Source organism: Pseudomonas frederiksbergensis, from assembly GCF_001874645.1.
Classification (GTDB): Bacteria; Pseudomonadota; Gammaproteobacteria; order Pseudomonadales; family Pseudomonadaceae; genus Aquipseudomonas; species Aquipseudomonas frederiksbergensis_B.
This window is the reverse complement of sequence record NZ_CP017886.1, coordinates 3,935,835-3,960,886: the sequence shown is the minus strand read 5'-3', so window position 1 is coordinate 3,960,886 and position 25,052 is coordinate 3,935,835. Positions and strand designations below refer to the sequence as shown.

Sequence of the window (25,052 nt, the reverse complement as noted above, 5' to 3'; positions counted from 1 at the left end):
GCATAACGTAATTTGATTGGTATTGACCGTCAAGCTATAAAGACGCCCATTCGTCCCGGGATCACACCGCCTCCATGGAAAAGCCTCGCAGCAGCACCGCCGACAACGGTAAACAGAAAGTCCGCTCGGCCGAGGTCGGCACCGATATCCTCAAGGCCTTGGCCGAGTTGTCGCCCTCCACTTCGTTGTCGCGCCTGGCCGAACACGTGCAGATGCCAGCCAGCAAGGTTCACCGCTATTTGCAGGCGTTGATCGCCAGTGGCTTTGCCGAACAAAACACCGCCACCAACCATTACGGTCTCGGCCGCGAAGCCTTACGCGTCGGCTTGGCCGCTTTAAACAGTATGGACGTGCTGAAAGTCGCGGCCCTGCCGCTGGCCGAGTTGCGCGACGACCTGAACGAAACCTGCTTCCTCGCGGTGTGGGGCAACCAGGGCGCAACTGTGGTGCATATCGAGCCCGCCGTGCGCGCGGTGACGGTGGTCACGCAACTCGGTTCGGTACTGCCGCTGCTCAGTTCATCCACCGGCCTGGTGTTCAGCGCTTATTTGCCGAACCGCGAAACCATCGAGTTACGGGAACTGGAACGACAGGCAACAGCAGCCCACCCCTTGGCCGATGACCAGGTCTACGCGACTTTATGTGAACAGATCCGCGAACGTGGTCTGCATCATGTCCATGGTTTGCTGATGCCGGGAGTCGATGCGCTCTCGGCACCCGTGTTCAATGCCGTCGGCCAGGTGGCGGCGGTGCTGACCATTGTCGGCCCGACGTCATTGTTCCACGCCGACGAAAACGGCCCGGCGGCGCAGCGATTGCTGGCGGCGACCCGAGCCGTGAGTTGGCGGATGGGGTATGAGCCACCCGCCTGTATCGGTTGATCGTTCGAAACCGAACGCCGTGCTTACATCAGGATCGTGCGCTCGCTGGACTCAGGCTCCGCCAGTGCCTGCTTCATCAACTCGGTCATCACCGCGAGATCCGCCTTTTTTCCACTGAACGCGGAGACAACGCTCAAACAGGTATTCGCATCACCTAACTGTCTGGCAATCGCCTTCTGTACGGGCGAGAACCCCAACTTGCCGATGCGCATCGTGGCCAGTTCCAGCATGCAATCCAGGTAGCTTGCGAACAGCACTTGATGATTACCTTCGTGGTAAGCCTTGGCTCCATCGAGTACCCCTTTTGCAATCACGACGGCGCTCAGTCCAAAACCAATCGGCGGGAACACACAGCCTACGACGGTGACAGCCGCTACTGTAGCGTCATAAACCAGTTTGCCGACCAGCTCGGCAAGACTCGTGGTTTGAGCATCGACGCCGTTAATCACCCGGTCGATCATGTCGGCGTAACAACGAGAAAAATCACGTACGCGGCTATCAAATTGCAGGTGTGGCGGCTCAACGTCGACACTGCTGCGCTGCACTTTTTCGATGTAAGCCTTGACCACCCGTCGGTCGGTGAACGTGGTGCGCTTGCAGTAATAACGGCCTAAACCCTTCACTTTGACCGACCTGGCGAACTCGGCCAGCGGTCGAAACCATCGGTCATCCGGGGCATGAGGGGTATACAGCAAGTCCTCGGCCACACCGTCGTTCATCCGGCGAAAAACATAAACGCCTTCGATCCTGCGACCGTCCAGATGAAACGTGTACACACCGTTGCGTTGGGGAGATTCAGGCTCTTCATCGTCCCAGCGATCAGAGGGTTCCGGTTCGCGCAATCGGTCAATGGCCTCGTCGATCCCCCAACTTTGCTGTTGACTCAGTCTGCCGCTGAACAGCTCCGATAACGCGGCACGCTGCATTTCATGCAGTTGCACGTTTACATATACATCGCGTTTCAGCGCGTAACCGGGTGCGTTGGTATCCCGATAGTCTGCGGACAGCATGCCGATATATTTTTCGCCCGGACGCAAGGTCTTCGACCAGCCCACGATGTAGTTCATCAATACGTCGGACATCAACTGATCGGAGATGGCTGGATGGCCGTCCAACAAACGAAGTGTTGGGTAGAGACCCGGGTTATGTATCGGCCCGCTCTCTTGCGTGATGTGATGTTCCTTGATGATGAGTTGAGACAAGGTCAACACTTGCGAGTCGTCCAGCTCCACGACCATCAGATCGGGATTCACAACAACTGTTTCACCGTGTTCCAGCAGAATATCTTCAACTCTCTGTTTAATGAGGTTGAACGCAAACTTCTCATAGCTGATCAGCGCCGTCTCGCGGGTGGCAAGCTGGATCAGCGCTTTGAGTTCGGTGTTCAGCCGAGCGAAATACTGTCGTTGGTAGGACGAGGCCGAGCGATAACCGGCGGGAACGACCGCCTCCAGTTCCCCCAGCAACCAACCGACATCGAGTAAAACAGCCTGGCGTAATGCACCGGGACCGTACGCCGGCCAAGGGTCGCGCTGGATACCGCGCCATAGAACTGGCAGCTCCTGTATACGCCGCATATACGCATCGAGACGGCCTCGATCACTGACGTGAGATTGCTGGAGCAAGTAGCTGCGTCCTTCGGGCAGACGCGTCAGGTCAATGACATGAAAGTTCAGTTGCTTGATGCTGATGAACTCGTACCAGACCTGGCCCCCAGGAGCTTCCGGCGAATAGAGAACGCAAGAACCGTCTTCACCTTCTGGCCCGCAATAAACAATCATTCCTCGCAACGCGGTTTCTGAACCAACAAGTGTCAGGCTCCCCAGCGTGTGATTCTCGGCCCCCTGGCTGGCCCGCTCGACGATATCGAGACTGTTGTCGCCGATATGCCCCTGCAATTTCGCGCTGAACAAACTCAGGTCCGTACGACTGTCCAGCACGGCCTGCTGAGCGTGCAATACCGCCTCACTGCGGTATTTCTCTTGAAACTTCTCGGCATACAACGAACGCATACTCGCGTTGCCCATCGCGTCCAGAAGATCTTGCTCGGTAAAACCTGAGGGCAACTTTTCGCCTTCAAGGGTGATCTCCAGCGGAACAGTAGCCGGGTCATACACACCGTTGATCATAAACTCGGGAAGCGTCAGGCGATTGGCTTGAACAACCTTCTGCTCCCCGACATAGAACGTATGGCGAACGCTGACCAACATCTGCTCCGGTTCGATGACTTCGCCGGTGAGAATTCTGACAATCTCTCGGGCATAGAAATGTGCAAAAGCTTTCAGGGATTTGGTTTCACCCAGTAACTCATCCAGCGCTTGTTCTTTCTTTGCCAGAGACTGTTCGACATCGAAATAGTACTGACGATCTTCTTCGCTTGCGCGCTGTAGCCAGTCTGGCATCCGATGAGAGTGCTCAACCATCGCTCGCCTGGAGGGGCGCAGAAGTGCACCCTGGACTTCATTATTCAACACCGCCTTTACACTATTAACGCTCATGCACTCTTCCTTTTGGCACTTGATAAAACGGCACACCGCCGCTGATTTATTCAATTGGCCAATTTAAAGCACACCCACTCCCCCTTAAAAACTCAATAGTTCTTTCCAATCTTGTATCACACGAAGAAACATCAATATTTTATAGGTCACTGTAATAAAACCACACGCCCCCAATCCCCCAACACGGTTGCCTGAGCAACAGGCTGGATGAAGGGTTATCAGTCACACGCATGACGCGTACCAGACGCCAACCGCGTAGCAGCTGCCGGAGGCGGCGTTCGGCGGCGAAGCCGTCGTGAAATCACGCGCCACGGCTTGTCAGGACAACCTTGCAGTCAGGATTTACGAGCGCTACGCACTCGAACGCAGGCTTCGCCAGCTGCTACGCTGTGTGTGCCAACGACTGTTGCCGAGGCTGTAACAGTCATTGTCCAGAATCGCTATTTTTCCTTTGGGGATAAGGACTTATCCTTGCCTGGCTTTCACGCCCCCCCTGAAAGCGCACACGCAGTGAAGTGTGAACAGCCCGCTTGCACTGCGACTGAGTTCAAATGAGTTGAAGCAGCCCCTTCAGTTCATCGCCCCGTGTTCACTGACGTTGATTTGTCGCTCCTTGATCCAACGTCTTACCTTGGCCGCTGCGTTTGCAGCGGCCTTTTTTATGGGCGAAATAAAAGAACTCCGTGAGCACGGGGTTCGATGGGGGGCGGAGGCAAAGGTGATTGAGTGCATGCCAGCAATAGTCTTCGGTATTACAGCGAATACTTCTGCAGATTCGCCATCATCTCCCTCAACGCTTCAATGTTGTCTTTGGGATGCGCTGCGCCTTCAAAGTCGCAGATCTGTTGCCAATGAGCGGCGACGTCTTCAGGCGAGAAACCCTCACGCGGATCGAAACCGGCGCCGAGGCTGCGTTCCCAGCGCACTTTGCCCATCCAGCCACCGCCGACTTCGAACAGACCGGAGGTTTCCTGGCAGTTCTCACTGGCCAGGTACACCACCAGCGGGCTGACCAGTTCCGGCTTTAACTGTTCGAAGACGTGCGGCGGGATCAGGCCTTCGGTCATGCGCGTGCCGCCCGTCGGGGCGATGGCGTTGACCAGAATGTTGTTCTTGCGGCCTTCGATGGCCAGGGTGCGGGTCAGGCCATAAAGACCGAGTTTGGCCATGCCGTAGTTGGACTGACCGAAGTTGCCATAGATGCCCGACGTCGAGGCGGTGAAGATCACTCGACCGTAGTTTTGCTCACGCAAGTGCGGCCATGCGGCGCGGGTGACTTTGTAAGCACCTTCGACATGGACGCGATAGACCAGCTCCCAATCGCCGTCTTCCATTTTGTGGAACGTCTTGTCGCGCAGAATTCCCGCGTTGTTGACCACCACGTCGATGCGACCAAAGGTATCGAGGGCGTGCTGCACAAGTTTGTCGCCGTCGGTCACCGAATCGTGGTTCGCCACCGCAGTGCCGCCGGCCTCACGAATCTCTGCCACCACACGGTCGGCTGCCGACGCATTGGCGCCTTCACCTTGGGCCGAACCACCGAGATCATTGACCAGTACCTTGGCGCCCTGCCTGGCGAATAACAACGCATGAGCCCGTCCGAGGCCGCCGCCTGCGCCGGTGATGATCACGACTTTATCTTCAAAGCGCACAGACTCTTTCATTACCAAACTCCAGCAGGCCAGGGACAGTGAGTCCGAGTGTCAGGCACGGCGCGGGTGGTCACAATCAACAGGGCTGCGGCTGAATGGTGCGCGATAAGGCGGGGGGATGATGAGCGCGAGAGGCGCTGTCGCCCCTACCCGTCAGTGTTCACGGCGTAATCGAGTAGGAGGCGGCTTCACAGCCGCCGTCCTCTCACACCACCGTACGTACGGATCCGTATACGGCGGTTCAAATTATGCGATTAAGCCGGTTGATTGCATCCAGTATTGAGACCAGTCCATACCGATCCCACAGTTTCTTCGGTAGCGCGTGATTCAAATGCGCAGCACCGGAACTCCACCATGGGCCTCGGCCATTGAACGCCGATATGCAGGCGCGGTGCCTGCTGAGCCCTAGGCGTATCAGGTTACGAGCCCTTGTTGAGGGCCGCTTCCATTGACGCCATATGGCGCAGCGCAGCTTACGACGCACCCAACCATCCAACTCCTCAAGGGGCCGCTTGCTCTGGCTTAGCTTGAAATAACCTGCCCAGCCACGCAGTACAGGGTTTATTCGCTCAATGACAGATGCCATCTTGCGACCCCGCGCTCCGCGCAGTAGTTCTCTGAGTCGGTCGCGTAAGCGACTCAGACTCATCGTCGCTACTCTCAGCCTCGGTCGTTGGTGCCAGCTCATCCCGTAGCCCAGATAATCACAGACCCAAGGCCTTGCCACGCGACTCTTTGCCCGATTAAGCGTCAATTTCAGACGCTGGCTCAGAAAGCGCTCGACACCGGCCATCACTCGCGCACCAGCCCGCTGACTGCGCACATAAATGTTCGCATCATCGGCATAACGCACGAAGCGATGACCTCGCCGCTCCAGCTCACGGTCAAGTTCGTTGAGCAAGATATTCGACAGCAACGGCGAGAGCGGGCCGCCTTGCGGCGTCCCTTCCTGCCGTCGGCCGGCGATCCCGCCCGACATCACGCCGGCCTCGAGATAGCGACGGATCAGCGCTAATACCCGCCGGTCTTCAACCTGACGCTGCACATAGGCCATCAAAACATCGTGGCTGACCCGGTCAAAGAACTTCTCCAGATCGAGTTCCACGCACCAGCGGTGACCCGCCGCCACATGGGCACGGGCTGTTTCGATGGCTTGGTGGGCGCTTCTGCCCGGACGAAAACCGTAACTGTAGTCCGAGAACAGCGGGTCGAAGATCGGCGTGAGTTGTTGCAGCAAAGCCTGTTGGATCAGACGATCCACGACGCTGGGGATACCCAGTTGTCTTGTCCCGCCTTTGGGTTTGGGGATATCGACGGCGCGTACACCCTGTGGGTGATACTCGCCGGCCAGCAACCTCGCCTTGAGGATCGGCCAATACTGTTTCACGTAGTCCGCCAGTTGGTCGACCGTCATGCCATCGGCACCCGGTGCGCCCTTGTTGCTGACCACGCGCTGATACGCACGCCTGAGGTTGGCGGGTGCAAGCACCCGCTCCATCAGCATGTCCGGCTCCGCGTTCGTCCACGTCACAGACGCCGTCGATACCTGTGCGCTGTCAGCCGTCATCCTCGGATTCTGTCCGGGACTCGGAGTAACAGTCTTCTCTGGGAGAAGTTTCTGCATTTCGGTATTCAACGAGACTTTGACACCTACTAGCGGCATAACTTGTTCAGCCCTTGGTGGCGCGGTTAACCGCCACTTACTACGGCTTCGGCTGACTTCTGCACGCTCATCCCGTCGCCTCTCGACGCTCGGTAGCACAGTGGCAAACGTGCAGATCTCCCAGGGTAATTCGCGCGACCTTCCTGCTTATGCCTGTCGGATCTACGTCGCAGCGTCCCGTGCAAGTATTGGGCTTTGAGGAAGTTTGCCCCCTTACCCCACTGCGCCGCCTCTATCCGCTTCCTGTTCGTCAGGCCAGCAGTTTGCCTCGGGCTTCCTTCAGATTCGCAGTCGCCCGCGACACCCTTGCCTCTGGCTAACACTTCCCCTTGCCGGGTGTGTAGAAGACTTTCACTTCCAAGTCACCAGCAAGACCACCACAGCCAAGCTGATTGCGCTTACGCGCAACGCGCCATGCCTGGCGCACAAACAAAACGGGCCTGCATCTGCAGGCCCGTTTTCATTGGGGTGGTAAGGGTGTTTCAGCCATCAGCTATTGAGCGCGGCCTGTTCGTTCTCGAGAAATTCTTCTTCGAGCAGCGCGTCGGCATGAGCACCCGAGTTGATCGGCGTGACAGTGGCGCGTTTACCGCGCAGTTTGCCGAACAGGTGTTCCAGCGCGTGTTCAAGCTTGGTGGCCGCCCCGTCGATGGCCAGTTCCAGTGTGGCGGCTTTATGAGTAACGGAAACCGGTTGGTGGCCTTTAGGCCGCGCTTCAAGCTGGCAGCGCATGTCGTGTGGACCGGGTTTATCGCCGTTCTCGTCCCGCAGGTGCACTTCGACCCGTGTCAGGTCTTCTTCGTAACGTTCGAGCGTGCTCTCAATGGTAGTACGTACCCACTCCTCCAGTCGGATGCTGCTTTGAATATGGTTATCGCTGTTGACTTGGATTTGCATAGTTCTTCCCTTATTTCAGCTAGCTCGCGAGAGGTCCGGTGCAGTATTTGAAACCTGGGTGACCGTGACCTCTTGGTTACAGAGTTGGGCAGACGGAGAAACAATTCAACCCCTAAAAAAAGATAAATTTTCATACGCAAAAAAAGCCGGACAACGGGCAAAAGCGCTGTTAATGTCGGGAGTTGGGTCGACCTGCAATGCCGCAACAAATCCTCATAATTGCCCCTCCCCCAACGGGTGCAATCCGCGAAATATCTCCGCTTCTTCCACCAGCCAGTCATGCACCGCGCGCACGCCGGGATGGCTCAGCGCACCCGGCGAATACAGCAACACATAGCGTTTGTAGTTGGGCACCGCGACGCCAAAGGGCACGATCAGTGTGCCGCGCTCCAGCTCATCGTTGAGCAAGGTCCGACGGGCGATGGCCACGCCCATCCCGGCAATCGCTGCCTCAATGGTCAGGTGGTTGCGGTTGAAGGTATGCCCGCGCCGTACGTCGGCGCCGTCGAAGCCGATGGCGTTCAGGTAAAACTCCCACTCCGCGTATTCATAACTGCCGCGCCAGGCCGTGATGTCGTGCAACAACGGAAAATGCACCAGATCCATCGGCCCATGCAGCGGCGGTCGGCCACGCAGCAGGCTCGGCGCGCAGACCGGAAAAATCTGCTCATCGAGCAAGGCTGTGGATAACAATCCCGGGTAACTGCCATCGTTCAAGTCGATGGCCAGGTCGAAGTCGCCTTCGTGCAGCGCCACGCTGCTGTCCTCGGCCACCAGCCGCAACTGGATATCCGGAAACCGTTGCTGCAAGCGCGGCAGGCGCGGCGTCAGCCATTTACCGAGAAACGAAGGGATCGAGCGCAAACGCAGGATGCCGCTGATCATCCCCGCGTCCAGCCGGCGCAATTCCGCGTCAATGCTGCCATAGGCCTCGTTGACGGTAATTGCCAGGCGCTGGCCTTCAGCACTCAATTCAACACCCCGGGCGCGGCGGTGAAACAGGCGAAACCCCAGGCGCTCTTCCAACTGGCGAATTTGCTGGCTGACGGCGCCGGGCGTGATGTGCAGCTCTTCGGCGCAGCGGGTGAACGACAAGTGGCGTGCCGCACAGGAAAACACATGCAGCCAGACATAGGTCTGGGCATGAAATTGACGACTCATCGTTTAGTCCTACTAAAGCCTGTCTTAGGAAGTTTCGTTGGTAAGGGCTGACCGAGGGATGCAGTATCGCCGACATTGCGCTTGTCCTACAAAAAATGGCAGCGATTCCTACTCCATTGCTTGTAAGGCTTTAGCATGGCTATCAGTGTTTTCGATCTCTTCAAAGTTGGCATCGGTCCGTCCAGCTCCCACACCGTCGGCCCGATGCGTGCCGCTGCGACCTTCGCCCAAGCGCTGTTTGACCGGGGTTTGCTGGAGCAAGTCCGGCGTGTGGAAGTCCGTCTCTACGGCTCACTTTCCGCCACCGGCGTCGGCCACGCCAGCGATCGCGCCTGTGTCATGGGCCTGATGGGCGAATGGCCCGACAGCATCGACCCGAGCTGCATCGGTCCGCGTATCCAGCAGTTGCGTGAAAGCGGCGAACTGCGGCTGGCCGGTCGGCTGAACATTGCCTTCGATTGGCAACGCGACTTGCTGCTGCTCGACGAAAGCCTGCCCTACCACCCCAACGCCATGTCGCTGACCGCGTTTGGTGAAAACGGCCTGTTATGGGAACAAACCTACTACTCGGTGGGCGGCGGTTTCATCGTCGAAGCGGCCGAAGCCGAGTCGGGCGTGCCGGCCGCCAGCGACGTGGTGTTGCCGTACGAGTTTTCCAGCGCCGTGGAATTGCTGTCGCTGTGCAACCAGCACGGGCTGCGGGTTTCCGAGCTGATGATGGCCAACGAACGGGCCTGGCGCAGTGATGCGGAAATCCGTAAAGGCCTGCTGCACATCTGGTCGGTGATGCGTGAATGCGTCGAGCAAGGCCTGCGCCACGAAGGCGTGCTGCCGGGCGGTCTGGACGTTCCGCGCCGCGCCGCGAAATTGCACCGCAGCCTGTTGGAAATCGGCAAACCGAACGTCATCAGTTCGACCCTCTCGGCGATGGAATGGGTGAACCTGTTCGCCCTCGCCGTGAACGAAGAAAACGCTGCCGGCGGACGCATGGTCACCGCACCGACCAACGGCGCGGCGGGGATCATCCCGGCGGTGCTGCATTACTACATGAAGTTCAACCCCGACGCTTCGGACGACGATGTCGTGGCGTTTTTCCTCGCCGCCGCGTCGGTGGGCATCCTCTGCAAAAAGAACGCTTCGATCTCCGGCGCCGAAGTCGGCTGCCAGGGTGAAGTCGGTTCCGCCTGCGCCATGGCGGCTGCCGGCCTCGCTGACGTCTTGGGCGCGACGCCCGAACAACTGGAAAACGCCGCCGAAATCGGCCTGGAACACAACCTTGGCCTGACCTGCGACCCGGTCGGCGGGCTGGTTCAGGTGCCGTGCATCGAGCGCAACGCGATTGCCGCCGTGAAGGCGATCAACGCCACCCAAATGGCCCTGCGCGGCGACGGCAAACACTTCATTTCCCTGGACCGGGTCATCCGCACCATGCGCGATACCGGCGCCGATATGCACGACAAATACAAAGAGACTTCACGGGGTGGCTTGGCGGTGAGCTGGGTGGAATGTTGATCGGCCTGATCGCACTGTCAGCGATCATCTACTCCGTCATGCCCTGAAACAGGCCCTGAATAAAAAGGCGAGCCATTGAGTGCTCGCCTTTTTATTGCCTGTTTATTGACCCGGAGCAGGACCGGCATGTCCTTTGCTTCGTCAGAATGGAGGCACAGGGATGTTGTCGAAACCTCCGCGAACAGCCTGCCGATGGTCTGGAAAAGCGAACCAATCCTGAACATGGCCAGTCAATACCTGCACGATCCAATCAAGCGGTGACGCATTATGGATAACCCCTTCCAACTGATCACCGACGCTTTTGCGCCGGATTATCAGGTCAACCTGAGCATTCAGGGGCTCGACGGCAGCATCATGCTGACCCTCTCCAACGCCGGCCGCATCGTCGCCAAACGGATGATCAGCGCCGAACAACGCAATGACCCACAACGCCTGAAACGGCTGGTGCAAAGCATTCAGTTCGGTATCGCCATCGAACAAGGCCACAGCGCCATGACGATCCTCGAAGCCATGACCGACGGCGACAACCTCACGTTGCCGCCGCTCTCACGCAAGGGTCAGCCACCCCTGCCGGCAAGGTTTTAAAGCTCGCCCTTCTCGACTTCCGGATGTTCACCCGAGCCCGCTCCCGTCTTGCGTTGCGGGTGTTCGATCTTCATCGACGGGAATTGCGAGGAGGCATAGCGCACCACCAGAATCGAAAACGCCAGCAGCAAAATCCCGCCGCACAGGTAAATGATCCCGATGTCCGGCGGGTTGTGGTGCGACACGTTGGAGATCAGCAGGCGCGTCAACGCGGTAATCGCCACGTAGATCAGAAAGCGCACCGGCATGTGGTTGGTCTTGAAGTAAATCCCGACCATCGCCCCCAGCTCGAGGTAGATGAACAGCAGCAAGATGTCATCGATCTTGATGTGCCCCGCCTCGATCATCTGCAAAAACTCCATCACCGCCGCCCAGGCAGTGACTGCACCAATGGCGAACAGCGCCATGTAGTGGAACGTCTCGACGAACAGATTTCCCAGCGACTCGGCCAACTGATGGACGTTCTGGCGAAGCTTTTCAGCCCAATTGATATTCACGGTAGTTCTTCCTTAAGTCGGCTCGACCGGATGATGCGGGTTTGACGTGACGGTTGTCCTGCATGCAGAAAAAAGGCCAGCGGCAGGGAGTGAGAGGGTGGCGGGGTGATATGAGGCACTTTTTTTGGGGGGCTTCGGGTGAATGTAGGACCGTTCTGAATTTGGTTTTTGAACATCGGATGGATTTTCGGGTGCGCGTCAGCAGGGACGTGCCCTGCGGTGATGAATGCCCCCAAACCCACCGGAAAATCGTGCCCGAGCCAGCACATCGCTACGATTGTGCCCCTCAACGTCTCCACGCTAGTTTCAAACCGTCGCTGCCCATTCAGCGACCGGGCCTGAGAACCCGGGTAAGATACTGGCGCACCAACGCCACACCTCACAATTGCCGGCGTTTTTTTATGCCTGCAATCTGTGCAATGGCGGCTGTGCGTGGGAGACCTTCGGGTCTGCCGGGTTCCTGTATCTCCGGTTTCTCAGCCTGCGCATAGCTGCCACCCATTCGCCTGAGAACGAACATGGTAGCTCCTACTTTGACTCAGGAGTTTTGCCAATGACTAACCTCCAAGACTTGAAAACCGCCGGCCTCACGCCCTTCTCCATCCATTCCGATCAACCCCTGTTCCGCGTCAACAGCGGCGTCTCGATCCACGAAGCTTTGTCCCACGTTTCCGACTTGCTCCACCTCTCCAAACTGCTGGCCGAAGACGCAGCGATGGAACGCGGCAAAGACCGCTATGCCTGGGCGTCGCACTATTTGCAGGAGATGAGCAAGGCAGTGATCGATGACGTGGTGAAGGTGCTGGGTGCGCCGGGTAACAATCGTAATTGAGTAAAAAGCCCCGCGCTTCTCTTGAAGGCGGGGCTTTTCAGGTGTTCGGCTATCTGCTCAAACGGCTATTAGCGATTTTCCTGATACACCGCGATGCGCCCTTCGCGAGCAGGCTCGCGATAGAGGCGACACGGTCCACCAGAAAAAAATCAATAAAAAGCCAAGATCAAAGGATCGCAGCCTTCGGCAGCTCCTACGGATCTCAGCCACCCACAATGAAGTGGCGCGCCCAACCACTCAGGCCGGCTGTCAGGCCGCCGTGCTTTGCTTTTGATCTACCCGCCCCTTCGGAAGGCCGAGCGCAGGTGTTCATCAGGGGGTTGGCGCGCAGCGCCGTACGGCGCAGCCGGACACATCGAGAGGAGGTCGTCGCGAAGCAGACCGTAGGCGATGCCCCCTGATGAATGCCGGAGCGAGGGAACGCCGAGCCTAGGCGAGGTGCCGGACGCTTGGGGCGAGCGTTTTTTTGCTTACTTTTTTTAGGCGCTTGTAAAAAAAGTGAGTCGCCGTAAGGGCGAAACCATAAGCCGCCGTTACCGCAGGAATGGATATGTACACCTGCAAGAGATAGGTCGGCTGTCAGGCCGCCAAGATCAAAAGATCGCAGCCTGCGGTAGCTCCTACAGGTGGGGGTGGAATTCAAGGCAATAAAAAACCCCGCGCTTCTCTCGAAGGCGGGGCTTTTCGTACAACCGCAAAACCTTAAGGCGCGTAAGTCAGCAACAACTCGCTCGGCACCTTGAAATCCAGCGACATCATCACGCTCAGCGCGGTGATGGTGAAAATCGAAAACACGAACAGCTTGCGTGCCCACACCGTGTCATCCACCGCCTTGTAGCCCGTCCAGGCCATGTACAACCAGTACATGCCCATGGCCGCCGCGACAGCGAGATAACTCATGCCAGCGTAACCGCTGAAGGTCAGCATCAAGGTCGCCACCAGGAACGCCAGGATGTAAAGCAGGATGTGCTTCTTCGCCACCTGAATCCCGCGCTTCACCGGCAACACCGGAATCGATGCGGCCAGGTAATCATTGAAGCGAAAGATCGCAATCGCGTAGGAATGCGGCATCTGCCACAAGCTGAACATCACCAGCAGCGTCAGCGCTGCCATGTCGAAGCTATTGCTGACCGCGACATAGCCGATCACTGGCGGCATCGCCCCCGACAGACTGCCCACCAGCGTGCCGTGAACCGACTTGCGCTTGAAGTACAGGCTGTAGAAGCCGACGTAGATGACAAAACCGATCACCGCGAACAACGCCGCCAGCGGGTTGGCCACGCGATACAGCAAGGCCACGCCGGCGACACCCAGAACGGTCGCGTAAACCAGTGCCAGTTTCAGGGAGATCAGCCCCTGGACCAGCACGCGGTTCTTGGTGCGCTCCATCTTCAGGTCGATGTCACGGTCGATGCAGTTGTTGAACACGCAACCCGACGCCACCACCAGGGACGTGCCGATCATCGCAGCCAGGAAAATGGCCAGATCGACATGCCCTTTCGAGGCCAGGAAAAACCCGCCTGCCACAGAAAGCACGTTACCGAAAATGATCCCCGGTTTGGTGATTTGGATAAAGTGCTTTAAGGACATCCGGACTTTCCTCAGTGCGCCATCATGACGGAATGGATGCTGAACATGATCCACAGCGACAGACCGACCAACAGGACAATAACCAGCGCCGCGAAGACAAACGCAATCACGTTGTTACGCTGGGCGGCGGAGCGGTCCAGGTGCAGGAAGTAGACCAGGTGCACCAGCACCTGGATCACTGCGAAGGCCAGTACGATCCACAGGGTCATGGCTTTCGGCAGGGATGGGTACATCACCAGGCCGAAAGGAATGACGGTCAGGATCACCGACAGGATGAAGCCGATGGCGTAGGACTTGACGCTGCCGTGGCTGGCGTCGTGACCATCGTGTGAGTGAGCTGCGTTAGCCATTTACAGAGTCCCCATCAGGTAAACAACGGTGAATACGCAGATCCACACAACGTCCAGGAAGTGCCAGAACAGGCTCAGGCAGCTCAACCGGGTTTTGTTGGTCGACGTCAGGCCATGCTTGTTGACCTGATACATCATGATCGCCATCCAGATCAGACCGCTGGTCACGTGCAGACCGTGAGTACCGACCAGGGTGAAGAACCCGGACAGGAAGCCGCTGCGGTTCGGACCGAAGCCTTCGGAGATCAGCGTATGGAACTCATTGATCTCCATGCCGATGAAGCCCAGACCGAACAGGAAGGTGATGGCCAACCAGCCCAGCACCTGAGTCTTCTTGCCTTTGAACAACGCCAGCATGGCGAAGCCGTAGGTGATCGAACTGAACAGCAGGCAGGCCGTTTCACCCAGCACGTACGGCAGTTCGAAGATGTCGTGGCCCGACGGGCCACCGGCTACGTTGTTTACCAGTACCGCGTACACCGCGAAGATCGACGCAAACAGAATGCAGTCGGTCATCAGGTAGAGCCAGAAACCGAATACGGTCATCTCGCCCGAGTCGTGGTGATGGTCATCGTGCCCATGGTCATGACCATGAGCGTGTCCAACATTGGTCACTAAGTTCGACATGGTTTAAGCCTGTTCCAACGAGGTTTCAACACGGGTGGCGGTGGCCGGAATCGCTTTGGCCGCAACCAGACGCTTGTGCTGCTCGGCTTCGATGCGCTCGATCACGTCGACCGGCACCATGTAGCCCTGATCATCACGGGCAGCGTGGATCACGAAATAGATCACGGTGCCAGCCAGGCCAAAGATGGCCATCCACCAGATGTGCCAGATCATCGCGAAACCGAACACGGTCAACAGAGCACCCATGACCAGACCGGTCGCGGTGTTGTTTGGCATGTGGATCGGCTCGTACTTGGCCGGAGCCTGGTACGCAGTACCGTTTTCCTTGGCTTCGGTGAACGGGTCGATGCCGTCGGCTTTTGGCAGTACAGCGAAGTTGTAGAACGGTGGTGGCGACGAGGTCGACCATTCCAGCGTGTGGCCATTCCACGGGTCGCCGGCTTCGCACATGTTCTGTGGCAGCTTGCGATCACGGATACTCACGTACAACTGGATCAACTGGCAGGCAACACCGAAGGCGATCAGTACCGCACCGACCATTGCAACGTGCAGGTACGGCGTCCACTCAGGGTTGGTGGTGCTGTTCAGACGACGGGTCATGCCCATGAAGCCCAGTACATAGAGCGGCATGAACGCGACGAAGAAGCCCGAGATCCAGAACCAGAATGCTGCCTTGCCCCAACCTTCGTGCAGCTTGAAGCCGAACGCTTTCGGGAAGTAGAAGCCGAAGCCTGCGATGTAACCGAACACGGCGCCGCCGATGATCACGTTGTGGAAGTGCGCGATCACGAACAGGCTGTTGTGCAGTACGAAGTCAGCACCCGGGATGGCCAGCAGTACGCCGGTCATGCCGCCGATGGCGAAGGTCACCATGAAGCCCAGCGTCCACAGCACCTGGCTGGTGAAACGCAGACGACCCTGGTAGATGGTGAACAGCCAGTTGAATAGCTTCACCCCCGTCGGGATCGAAATCAGCATCGTCGCCAGACCGAAGAAGGCGTTGACGTTGGCACCCGAACCCATGGTAAAGAAGTGGTGCAGCCAGACCATGAAGCCGAGGATCGAGATCGCGCCGCTGGCGTAGATCATCGAGTGGTGGCCGAACAGTTTCTTGCCGGTGAAGGTCGAGATGACTTCGGAGAAGATCCCGAACGCCGGCAGAATCAGGATGTAAACCTCGGGGTGACCCCAGGCCCAGAACAGGTTGACGTACATCATCGGATTGCCACCAAGTTCATTGGTGAAAATGTGGAAATCCATGTAACGGTCAAGCGTCAGCAACGCCAGGGTGGCAGTCAGGATCGGGAAGGAAGCGACGATCAGAACGTTGGCCCAGGTGCAGGTCCAGGTGAAGATCGGCATGTCCATCATTTTCATGCCCGGGGTACGCATTTTCAGCACGGTGGCCAGGAAGTTGACCCCCGTTAGCGTCGTCCCCAGACCCGATAGCTGTAGCGCCCAGATGTAGTAGTCCACACCCACGCCCGGGCTGTAGCCCAGTTCCGACAGCGGTGGATACGCAACCCAACCGGTACGGGCGAATTCGCCGACACCCAGGGACACGTTTACCAGCACCACGCCGGAGACCAGCAGCCAGAAGCTCAGGGAGTTCAGGAACGGGTAGGCAACGTCACGTGCGCCGATCTGCAGCGGCACTGCAAGGTTCATCAGGCCGGTGAAGAATGGCATCGCCATGAAGATGATCATGATCACACCGTGAGCGGTGAAGATCTGGTCATAGTGTTCAGGTGGCAGGTAGCCAGGCGAACCCTCAGTGGCCAGGGCCAGCTGGGAACGCATCATGATGGCGTCGGCAAAACCGCGCAGCAGCATGACCATGGCCACGATGATGTACATCACGCCGATTTTCTTGTGGTCGACCGACGTCAGCCACTCGGTCCACAGGTAGGTCCACTTCTTGAAATAGGTGATCAGCCCGAAGACCGCCAGACCACCGACCGCGATCATGGCGATGGTAATCATCACAATCGGTTCGTGGAACGGGATCGCTTCCCAACTTAATTTACCAAACATCGTTTACTCCTCTGCCCCGGCAGCTGAATGCGAACTCATGTCCATCCCTTCCATACCGGCCACTTCCTTCTCTTCCTTCTCGTGGTGCATCGGCTTGCCCGGTTTCATGCCTTCATACTTGTCGATGATGGTCTGGAACAGGTTCGGCGCGTACGAGGAGTAGAGTTCAACCGGGTTGTTCTGGCTTGGTTTGGAAAGGGCTTCGTATTCAGCTTTTTCAAGCTGTTTAGGTGCCTTCTTGACATCACTGACCCAGGCATCGAAATCTGCCTGAGAGGTGGCGATTGCTTTGAATTTCATGCCAGTGAAGCCAGCGCCGCTGTAGTTGGCGGAGATGCCGTCAAACTCGGCATTCTGATTGGCGATCAGGTGCAACTTGGTCTCCATGCCCGCCATCGCGTAGATCTGACCGCCCAGGCCCGGAATGAAGAACGAGTTCATTACGGTGTCGGAGGTGATTTTGAAGTTAACGGGCGTGTTGGCCGGGAACACCATCTTGTTGACGGTGGCGATGCCTTGTTCCGGGTAGATGAACAGCCACTTCCAGTCCATGGCGACCACTTGAATGGTGATCGGCTTGACGTCGGATTCCAGCGGACGGTAAGGGTCCAGGGCGTGGGTCGACTTGTAGGTGACATACCCCAGGGCAATGATGATCAGCACTGGAACAGCCCACACCGCGACTTCAATCTTGGTGGAGTGCGACCATTTCGGGGTGTAGACAGCGTCCTTGTTGGACGCGCGGTATTTCCAGGCGAACAGGAAGGTCATGACGATGACCGGAACCACGACCAACAGCATCAGCAGCGTTGCGGTGATGATCAGGTTGCGCTCGTCCAGGCCGACCTGGCCCTTGGGATCGAGCAGAGTCATGTTGCAGCCTCCCAGCAACAGCGTGCCGAGCAGCGGCAATAAGCCTAGTAGTCTGGGGTACCTGTTTTTACTCATCTCACGACCTCTAAAGCAGCTTGCGCAATGCAGTTGGGTTTTGATCGCCAACACTTCACCCTGCCAAGGGTTGGCATTTTTCTTGGATTGAATAAGGGCTTGCCCGTCGCGCGTTAAACGCTGGTCGACACATCCTGGGCTAGCGGTGAGTTCTTATTCGAATTCGTGGTCAAAGGCCTTGTTACAGACCAATTCCATTTGGTGCGGATAGTTGGAAGGCGCCGATACCTGGCGTCGAATGAAGCCCGTTACGGCCCCACGACCGCCCCTTGTGCCAAGGAGAGCGCCGCGCCGGAATTTCAGTGCGGGCGATTGTAGATATGTAACGTTGTATAAACCATGTCTCAACTCGAAATAATTTTTATCGGATACCGCAACAATCATTAACGAAATCTGCAAAGATTGCCCATGATATCGCGATTAATTCTCAACAATAACCCCAAAAAATCCAGGCCTACTGTCCACAGTTCAGACAGCTTAAGCCCCTCTCGAAGTATCGCCGACCTCGCCCAATCCCCCTTATCACAAGGCCTTTGGCCATTCGTCCGAGCCTGTTAAAACTGCCTGTTGCGGCGTATTTGCTGGCTGCCGGAAAGGCCCGTCAACAAGGTAAATTCCTTGTCAGTTTCAGCGACGACAACCGCCTTTGAAATGAGTTGCGACACTTAGGCTGTGACAACATGTCGCACATACGTCACGCCCTGCTTTGCTGCGCATCACGATCCTTTTACAAAGCCGCTGAAACGCAAAACGCCCCGGCCTCTTTACGAGACCGGGGCGTTTTTTAGGGACCTGTGTCGGGCGCCTCAGTTCAGGTGTTTGCGGTTACGCGAAATGAGCAGCGGCACCAACACGACGGTCAACACAAAGGCCACCAGCGCCCACTGTGCCAGCGACAGACCGAGGATCGGCGGGTACGGCGTCTCGCAAAAGCCGTCGACCTGGAAGCCCAGCGGGAAGATCTTCGCCAGCGGCAAACCGTCGACAATCGGTTGCAGCACATCGATGCCGCAGCTGACCGCCGGGTAAAACTGCGTATAGACGTGGTGCCCGGCGGCTGCAGCGCCCGCGAGGGCGAAGATCACCACCAGCCCTTCAAACACGCTGATGCTACGGCGGGTGCGCATGGCGGCACCGATAAAGGCACTGATTGCGATCAACAACAGCGCATAACGTTGCAGGATGCACAGCGGGCATGGCGCCTCGCCCAGCACCACTTGCATGTAGAGCGCGCCACCGATCAGCGCCAGACAGATGATGCCCAGCAAGACCAAAAAGCGCCGCTCGCGTCCCAACCGCATCATTTCCTCACTCATCGCGTTTCCCTTCTAGCTATCTATTGCCCGGAAGTCTACACGCTGACTCTGACCTTTGAGAGCCTGGTGTGTACCGGTGGATATCGAGGAATAGACGATAAACCGGTTAAGAAGGGATTAACGTTCAAGCAGAATTTGCGAATCGATCCCGAAGATCAAAAGATCGCAGCCTGCGGAATATCCCTGTAGGAGCTGCCGCAGGCTGCGATCTTTTTAGAAGCCTTACTCCAGCGCAGCAGCCGGGCCGAAGAACTCGTAGCGGCTCTGTTTCTCTGGCACACCCAAGGCCTTGAGGTGGCGCTTGATCGCCGCCATGAAGCCTTTCGGACCGAGGAAGTAAGCATCCAGGTCGCGCTCTTGCGGCAACCAGTCGGCCAACTGCTCCTGACTCAACAGCCCGACCTTGTGCGCCGCCGGGCTGACGCCGTCATCTTCGGCGTAGCAATAGAAGTGTTTGAGTTGTGGGTGACGCTCGGCCAACCCGTTGATCCATTCGCGGAAGGCATGCACGCCGCCGTTACGCGCACAGTGGATAAAGTGCACCGGACGCTCAGTGGCCAGCGCAGCTTCAAGCATCGGCAGGGTCGGTGTGATGCCAACGCCGCCGCTGATCAGCACCAGCGGTTTGTCGCTGGCGGTCAGGGTGAACTCGCCCGCGGGCGGGAACAGCAGGATGCTCGCGCCGACAGGGAACTGGTCATGCAAGTAACTCGAGGCGCGACCGCCCTCTTCGCGTTTGACACTGATGCGGTACTGACCGTCGTCGCCCAGGGACGACAGCGAATAGTTGCGGCGGATTTCTTCGCCATCGAGGATCAGTTTCATGCCGATGTACTGGCCCGGCTCTGCCGCAAGAATCGGCCCCTTGTCCGCCGGTTCAAAGTAGAACGAGGTGATTTCCGCGCTCTCGTCCACGCGCTTGGCCAGTGTGAATTCCCGCGCCCCGCGCCAGCCGCCGACCGCTGCGGCTTTCTGGTCGTAGATCGCGGTTTCGGCGCCGATCAGGATGTCGGCCAGTTGGTTGTAGGCAGCGCCCCAGGCGCTCATCACTTCTGGCGTGGCAATCTCGTCACCGAGCACTTCGGAAATGGCCCGCAGCAGGCAAGTGCCGACGATCGGGTAATGCTCCGGCAGGATTTGCAGGGCAACGTGCTTGTTGATGATCTTCGCCACCAAGTCGCCCAACTGGTCGAGCTGATCGATGTGCCGTGCGTACATCAGCACCCCGCGAGCCAAGGCTCGAGGCTGGTCACCGCTGGCCTGGTGCGCCTGGTTGAACAGTGGACGAACCTCTGGGTACTCGGAGAGCATCATGCGGTAGAAGTGAGTGATCAGGGCTTCGCCACCGCTTTCCAGCAGCGGCACGGTGGATTTGACGATGGCACGGTCTTGAGCGCTAAGCATAAGGGGGATACTCCTGAACGACTGGGTTTACAGCTTTCTACCCATTGCGTATCAGTTTCCATGCCAATAATTAAAACGATATAAATCAACAACTTAATAAAAATGTAGTCATAACGACACACGTGGATTTATAGTCACCTCGACTACACGGAGTCACTATGACTGCAAAAACCCTGCTCACCGCGTTGCTGCCACTGGTCTCTGACCTTTCCCGCGAACTGCCCGAAGGCGAGCGCTACCGGCGCCTGCTCGAAGCCCTGCGCGCCCTGCTCCCTTGCGATGCCGCTGCCCTGCTGCGGCTCGACGGTGAATGGCTGGTGCCGTTGGCGGTGGATGGCCTGAGCACCGACACCCTCGGGCGGCGCTTCAAGGTCAGCGAACACCCGCGCTTTGAAGCGTTGCTCAGCCGCTCGGAGCCCACGCGCTTCCCCAGCGACAGCACCTTGCCCGACCCCTATGACGGCTTGGTCGACGGCCACGGCGATCACCTGGAAGTCCACGACTGCATGGGCTGCCCGCTGTTTATAGACGAGCGCCCGTGGGGCTTGCTGACCCTCGATGCGCTCGACCCGGAGCGCTTCGAGCCGATCGAACTGGACGCCTTGCAAGCCTTTGCCAGCCTCGCTGCGGCCACGGTCAACGCCGCCGAACGCATCGAGCGGCTGGCCAATCGTGCAGAGGACGAACACCAGCGCGCCGAGGTCTATCGCCAGGCCAGCGGTCAGCAGAACCGCGAAATGATCGGCCAGAGCAAAGCGCACAAGCGCTTGGTGGAAGAGATCAACCTGGTCGGCGGCAGCGACCTGACGGTGCTGATCACCGGCGAAACCGGGGTCGGCAAAGAGCTGGTGGCCCAGGCGATCCACGCCGCGTCACCGCGCGCCGATAAACCGATCATCAGCCTCAACTGCGCCGCGCTGCCCGACACCCTGGTGGAAAGCGAGTTGTTCGGCCATGTGCGCGGCGCCTTCACCGGAGCGCTGAACGACCGTCGCGGCAAATTCGAACTGGCCAATGGCGGCACGCTGTTTCTCGATGAGGTGGGCGAGTTGTCGCTGACCGTGCAGGCCAAATTGCTCCGTGTGCTGCAAAGCGGCCAGTTGCAGCGCCTGGGTTCCGACAAGGAACATCAGGTCGACGTGCGCCTGATCGCCGCGACCAACCGTGATCTGGCCTTCGAGGTGCGCAGCGGCCGCTACCGCGCCGACTTCTATCATCGCCTCAGCGTCTACCCGCTGCTGGTGCCGGCACTGCGTGATCGCGGTCGGGATGTGTTGCTGCTCAGCGGTTACTTTCTCGAACAGAACCGCTCGCGGATGGGCCTCAACAGCCTGCGCCTGAGCAGCGACGCCCAAGCGGCATTGCTGGCCTACACCTGGCCGGGCAACGTCCGCGAACTGGAGCACTTGATTGGTCGCAGTGCATTGAAAGCGTTGGGCAACTCACGGGAACGGCCGAAGATTCTCAGCCTGAGCGCGGCGGATCTGGACTTGCCCCACATGCCCCTCGAAACACCCCAACCGTCAGCGAGCATTGACCAGGCACCCACCGCTGAAGTATTCGGCGACCTGCGCCAGGCCACCGAAAACTATCAACGCCAGCTGATCACCGCGTGTCTTGAACGCCACCAGAACAACTGGGCCAGCGCCGCCCGTGAACTAGGCTTGGACCGGGCGAACCTTGGGCGGATGGCCAAGCGGTTGGGGATGAAATAGCAACCCGGTTGCCCCTCAAAAGATCGCAGCCTGCGGCAGCTCCTACAGAAAAACCCGGTCGACCGCAGGCTGCGATCTTTTGAAGCCCCCCTTCAACACACCTGTAATAAGCCTAAAGCCCACCCCGTACGCGTCGATAACCCGATATCAATAGTTGCTGGCGGTCCCAAAATCGCCCGTCACCTTTTTCCACAGAAGGTTTTTATGTCTTCCAACAAAGCCCGCGCAGATTCACTTTCGCTTCTGCTGTTTACCTTGCGCAGCGGCAAGCTGATGGCGATCAACCTGCTGAAAGTCAGTGAAATCATTCCCTGCCCGCCGCTGACCAGGCTGCCGGAGTCGCACCCGCACGTCAAAGGCATCGCCATCCTGCGTGGCGCCTCGCTGTCGGTGATCGATCTGAGCCGGGCGATCGGTGAGCGACCGCTGGAGGACCCGGACGGTGGCTGCCTGATCGTTACCGACGTCAGCCGTTCCAAACAGGGCCTGCACGTTCAGGCGGTGAGCAAGATCGTCCATTGCCTGACCACCGACATCCGCCCGCCACCCTACGGTTCCGGCGGCGTGCGCGCGTACATCACCGGCGTGACCTCGGTCGACGGCACGCTGGTGCAGGTGCTCGACATCGAGAAAGTCATCCACGGTATCGCCCCGGCACAGATCGAAGCGGCCCCGACCGAGCTGAGCATGGAAGACGCCGAAGTGCTGGGCAACGCACGCATTCTGGTGGTCGATGACAGCCAGGTGGCGCTGCAACAATCGGTACACACCCTGCGCAACCTCGGCCTGCAATGTCACACCGCACGCAGCGCCAGGGAAGCCATCGACTGCCTGCTGGACCTGCAAGGCACCGCGCAGCAGATCAACCTGATTGTCTCGGACATCGAGATGTCGGAGATGGACGGCTATGCCCTCACCCGAACCCTGCGTGAAACCCCGGACTTTTCCCACCTCTATATCCTGCTGCACACCTCGCTGGACAGTGCGATGAACAGCGAAAAAGCCCGTCTGGCCGGGGCGAACGCGGTACTGACCAAGTTCTCCTCGCCAGAGCTGACCAAATGCCTGATCACGGCCGCAAAAGCCGTCGCACAGCAAGGTCATTGAGCCTTGGCGCAAGCGTATTGCCTGCTGCTGCGGCGCGACCTCGCCGGGGTGTTGCCCGCCATTGCCTGGCCTCCAGGCATTGTGCTGAGCGAATACCGCCCCGAACTGGCCGAAGCGGTTCATCAACTGATGGAGCGGGGCTATCAGCAAGGCGGCGGTCGAGTACCGACGCTCCAGGTGTGGCGCGAGCGCTTTGAAAGCGATGCCGAATATGACCCGGCGCTATGTTTCATCGCCTCGGATGCTCAAGGCATTGTCGGCGTGGCCCAGTGCTGGACCAGCACCTACATCAAGAACCTGGTGGTGCATCCACGTGCTCAGGGCCAAGGTTTGGGACGGGCGTTGTTGTTGCATGCCTTCAGTGTGTTTCAACAAAGGCGCGAAGGCTTTGTTGATCTGAAAGTACTGGAAGACAACCATCGGGCTCAGCGACTGTATGAAAGCGCCGGGATGCGTGTGGTTCGCCGGGAACAGGTTCCAGACTGATACATTGACTGGCGCACAACTTGCTTCGGGAGCGGTCCTCGCGGTGGTTTTTCGTCATCGCTGACGCCTCTGGAATGTGACCGGTCGCCTAATGAATACGACGTTTTCCTGCGTAGGGTGCGGCAAGTGCTGCACCGACCACCATGTCCCTTTGACCCTCGCCGAGGCCCGGATGTGGGCGGCTGACGGCGGTGCCGTGATCGTGCTGGCGGAAGGTTTTCTCGGCAATGGCCTGGGCCTTCCAGCCTTGCAACGTGAGCACGCCGAACGCCGTTCCGTGGTGGTGCCCAGCGGAGCGACCCAGGCCCATGTTGCGATCACCTTCGCCGCGTACAACGCCGGTCCCTGCCGGAATCTTGACGAAGACAACCTCTGCCGCATCTACGAACGCCGGCCGTTGGTGTGCCGCATCTACCCGATGGAAATCAATCCGCACATTCCCCTGATGCCAACGGCTAAAGACTGCCCGCCCGAATCGTGGGAGCAAGGTCCAGAGTTGATCATCGGCGGTCAGTTGGTTGATCAGGCGCTGGCCAGCCTGATCCAGCGCTCGCGTCAGGCAGACCGCGACGATGTTCAGACCAAGGAAGCGATTTGCGAACGTCTGGGAATTCGAACTACGGCGCTCAAGGGTGACGGGTTTACCGCGTACCTGCCGGACATGGCGGCATTTGCCCGGGCGATTGATCAGGTTCAGGCAGAGCCGTTGCCAGGTTCAGCCGGTGAATGGCAGTTCCATGTGTCGGGCAACGACATCGCTGAACACGTACAGGCCGCCGGGGCGCACGTGGTCACGGCAGAACCGCTGAACTACACGTTTATCTCGTTGCGCGCGGCCTGAGCGTGTTAACGGGCTGCAAGGGCCAGATCAGCCGAGGTTTCGACTCAGCGCTTGCCCATCGAGCGACGGGTGCCGGGAGGCGCTGCACCCGGGGTCTTGGTGTGGCCATTCTTGGCGCCGTTCTTGTACCACGGCTGATTGGCGTTTTTAGCCGCTGCCAGATCGCCCGGCTTGAACGGGAACTTGAAAGCCGGGATGGCGGATTTGGTTTCGCTGTCGGCGCTGGAGTCGACGCTGTCTGGCAGGTCAGCCTGTTCGTCAGCAGCAGGCGCTTGTATCGGGGAAGTCATGAATGCTCCGGGTGTTACAGTGAGTCGGGCCCGATGGGTGGGCCGGGAAGGCGGGCAGTATACCTGCGCGCCCGTGATCTTTAACCTCCCGACGCATGAATGGTCGCCTTTGCTGACAGCCCTGTCAGTTAGCCGTCACCCTGCTGACCGCTACGAAGGACTATAA

General features: G+C 58.5%; 22 protein-coding genes. 8 read left to right on the top strand and 14 right to left on the bottom strand.

Annotated features, from left to right (window positions below; genetic code table 11):
* Positions 1 to 74: 74 nt before the first annotated feature.
* Complete coding sequence (locus BLL42_RS19020) at positions 75 to 881, top strand: IclR family transcriptional regulator (protein ID WP_071553452.1); 807 nt, start codon at positions 75 to 77, stop codon at positions 879 to 881.
* Positions 882 to 904: 23 nt separating this feature from the next.
* Here BLL42_RS19020 and BLL42_RS19015 read toward each other — a convergent pair whose 3' ends face one another.
* The 5 genes from BLL42_RS19015 to BLL42_RS18990 all read right to left on the bottom strand — a co-directional run bounded on the left by BLL42_RS19015 (position 905) and on the right by BLL42_RS18990 (position 8,752).
* The gene (locus BLL42_RS19015; protein ID WP_071553451.1) at positions 905 to 3,379 is read right to left on the bottom strand and encodes a dermonecrotic toxin domain-containing protein; all 2,475 of its coding nucleotides are present in this window, start codon (positions 3,377 to 3,379) and stop codon (positions 905 to 907) included.
* A 752-nt stretch (positions 3,380 to 4,131) separates the two neighbouring features.
* Positions 4,132 to 5,043, bottom strand: coding sequence for an SDR family oxidoreductase (locus BLL42_RS19010; RefSeq protein WP_071553450.1), 912 nt, complete (start codon positions 5,041 to 5,043; stop codon positions 4,132 to 4,134).
* Positions 5,044 to 5,272: 229 nt separating this feature from the next.
* Complete coding sequence (gene ltrA, locus BLL42_RS19005; protein ID WP_071553449.1) at positions 5,273 to 6,694, bottom strand: group II intron reverse transcriptase/maturase; 1,422 nt, start codon at positions 6,692 to 6,694, stop codon at positions 5,273 to 5,275.
* 489 nt (positions 6,695 to 7,183) lie between these two features.
* Positions 7,184 to 7,591, bottom strand: a complete 408-nt coding sequence (locus BLL42_RS18995; RefSeq protein WP_071553447.1) for an HPF/RaiA family ribosome-associated protein — start codon at positions 7,589 to 7,591, stop codon at positions 7,184 to 7,186.
* Between the two features lie 213 nt (positions 7,592 to 7,804).
* Entirely contained in the window at positions 7,805 to 8,752 is a 948-nt protein-coding gene (locus tag BLL42_RS18990) for a LysR substrate-binding domain-containing protein (protein ID WP_071553446.1), read from the bottom strand.
* Positions 8,753 to 8,887: 135 nt separating this feature from the next.
* On the opposite strand from BLL42_RS18990, the gene BLL42_RS18985 reads away from it, so the two are divergent.
* Both BLL42_RS18985 and BLL42_RS18980 read left to right on the top strand, forming a co-directional pair.
* Positions 8,888 to 10,264: an L-serine ammonia-lyase gene (locus BLL42_RS18985; protein ID WP_071553445.1), complete on the top strand. Its 1,377-nt coding sequence runs from the start codon at positions 8,888 to 8,890 to the stop codon at positions 10,262 to 10,264.
* 267 nt (positions 10,265 to 10,531) lie between these two features.
* On the top strand, positions 10,532 to 10,849 hold the full coding sequence (locus tag BLL42_RS18980; RefSeq protein ID WP_071553444.1) for a DUF3509 domain-containing protein: 318 nt from the start codon (positions 10,532 to 10,534) through the stop codon (positions 10,847 to 10,849).
* On the opposite strand, the gene BLL42_RS18975 is transcribed toward BLL42_RS18980, so the two are convergent.
* A complete protein-coding gene (locus BLL42_RS18975) occupies positions 10,846 to 11,346 on the bottom strand; it encodes a phosphate-starvation-inducible protein PsiE (protein WP_071553443.1) in 501 nt (166 codons plus the stop codon). The two genes, BLL42_RS18980 and BLL42_RS18975, sit on opposite strands and share 4 nt — an antisense overlap.
* 553 nt (positions 11,347 to 11,899) lie before the next feature.
* Here BLL42_RS18975 and BLL42_RS18970 point away from each other — a divergent pair.
* Entirely contained in the window at positions 11,900 to 12,178 is a 279-nt protein-coding gene (locus BLL42_RS18970; protein ID WP_071553442.1) for a DUF3077 domain-containing protein, read from the top strand.
* A gap of 702 nt (positions 12,179 to 12,880) precedes the next feature.
* Here the strand turns inward: BLL42_RS18970 and cyoE are convergent.
* From cyoE to hmpA, 7 genes are all read right to left on the bottom strand, one after another.
* The gene (gene cyoE, locus BLL42_RS18965) at positions 12,881 to 13,768 is read right to left on the bottom strand and encodes a heme o synthase (protein ID WP_071553441.1); all 888 of its coding nucleotides are present in this window, start codon (positions 13,766 to 13,768) and stop codon (positions 12,881 to 12,883) included.
* A gap of 11 nt (positions 13,769 to 13,779) precedes the next feature.
* The gene (gene cyoD / locus BLL42_RS18960) at positions 13,780 to 14,118 is read right to left on the bottom strand and encodes a cytochrome o ubiquinol oxidase subunit IV (RefSeq protein WP_071553440.1); all 339 of its coding nucleotides are present in this window, start codon (positions 14,116 to 14,118) and stop codon (positions 13,780 to 13,782) included.
* Positions 14,119 to 14,745, bottom strand: a complete 627-nt coding sequence (locus BLL42_RS18955) for a cytochrome o ubiquinol oxidase subunit III (protein ID WP_071553439.1) — start codon at positions 14,743 to 14,745, stop codon at positions 14,119 to 14,121.
* A gap of 3 nt (positions 14,746 to 14,748) precedes the next feature.
* Entirely contained in the window at positions 14,749 to 16,779 is a 2,031-nt protein-coding gene (gene cyoB / locus BLL42_RS18950) for a cytochrome o ubiquinol oxidase subunit I (protein ID WP_071553438.1), read from the bottom strand.
* 3 nt (positions 16,780 to 16,782) lie between these two features.
* Positions 16,783 to 17,727 carry a ubiquinol oxidase subunit II gene (gene cyoA / locus BLL42_RS18945; RefSeq protein ID WP_071553437.1) on the bottom strand — a complete coding sequence of 315 codons (945 nt, stop codon included), beginning with the start codon at positions 17,725 to 17,727 and terminating at the stop codon, positions 16,783 to 16,785.
* A gap of 806 nt (positions 17,728 to 18,533) precedes the next feature.
* Positions 18,534 to 19,043 carry a disulfide bond formation protein B gene (locus BLL42_RS18935; RefSeq protein ID WP_071553436.1) on the bottom strand — a complete coding sequence of 170 codons (510 nt, stop codon included), beginning with the start codon at positions 19,041 to 19,043 and terminating at the stop codon, positions 18,534 to 18,536.
* A gap of 222 nt (positions 19,044 to 19,265) precedes the next feature.
* Positions 19,266 to 20,447, bottom strand: a complete 1,182-nt coding sequence (gene hmpA, locus BLL42_RS18930; RefSeq protein WP_071553435.1) for an NO-inducible flavohemoprotein — start codon at positions 20,445 to 20,447, stop codon at positions 19,266 to 19,268.
* Between the two features lie 158 nt (positions 20,448 to 20,605).
* Here hmpA and norR point away from each other — a divergent pair, with 158 nt between their 5' ends.
* From norR to BLL42_RS18910, 4 genes are all read left to right on the top strand, one after another.
* Entirely contained in the window at positions 20,606 to 22,162 is a 1,557-nt protein-coding gene (gene norR, locus BLL42_RS18925) for a nitric oxide reductase transcriptional regulator NorR (protein WP_071553434.1), read from the top strand.
* A 204-nt stretch (positions 22,163 to 22,366) separates the two neighbouring features.
* Positions 22,367 to 23,269: a chemotaxis protein CheV gene (locus BLL42_RS18920; protein ID WP_071553433.1), complete on the top strand. Its 903-nt coding sequence runs from the start codon at positions 22,367 to 22,369 to the stop codon at positions 23,267 to 23,269.
* 27 nt (positions 23,270 to 23,296) lie between these two features.
* Positions 23,297 to 23,755, top strand: a complete 459-nt coding sequence (locus BLL42_RS18915; RefSeq protein WP_081427358.1) for a GNAT family N-acetyltransferase — start codon at positions 23,297 to 23,299, stop codon at positions 23,753 to 23,755.
* A gap of 91 nt (positions 23,756 to 23,846) precedes the next feature.
* Positions 23,847 to 24,596, top strand: a complete 750-nt coding sequence (locus BLL42_RS18910) for a YkgJ family cysteine cluster protein (protein WP_071553431.1) — start codon at positions 23,847 to 23,849, stop codon at positions 24,594 to 24,596.
* 44 nt (positions 24,597 to 24,640) lie between these two features.
* On the opposite strand, the gene BLL42_RS18905 is transcribed toward BLL42_RS18910, so the two are convergent.
* Positions 24,641 to 24,886, bottom strand: coding sequence for a hypothetical protein (locus BLL42_RS18905; RefSeq protein WP_071553430.1), 246 nt, complete (start codon positions 24,884 to 24,886; stop codon positions 24,641 to 24,643).
* Positions 24,887 to 25,052: the final 166 nt, after the last annotated feature.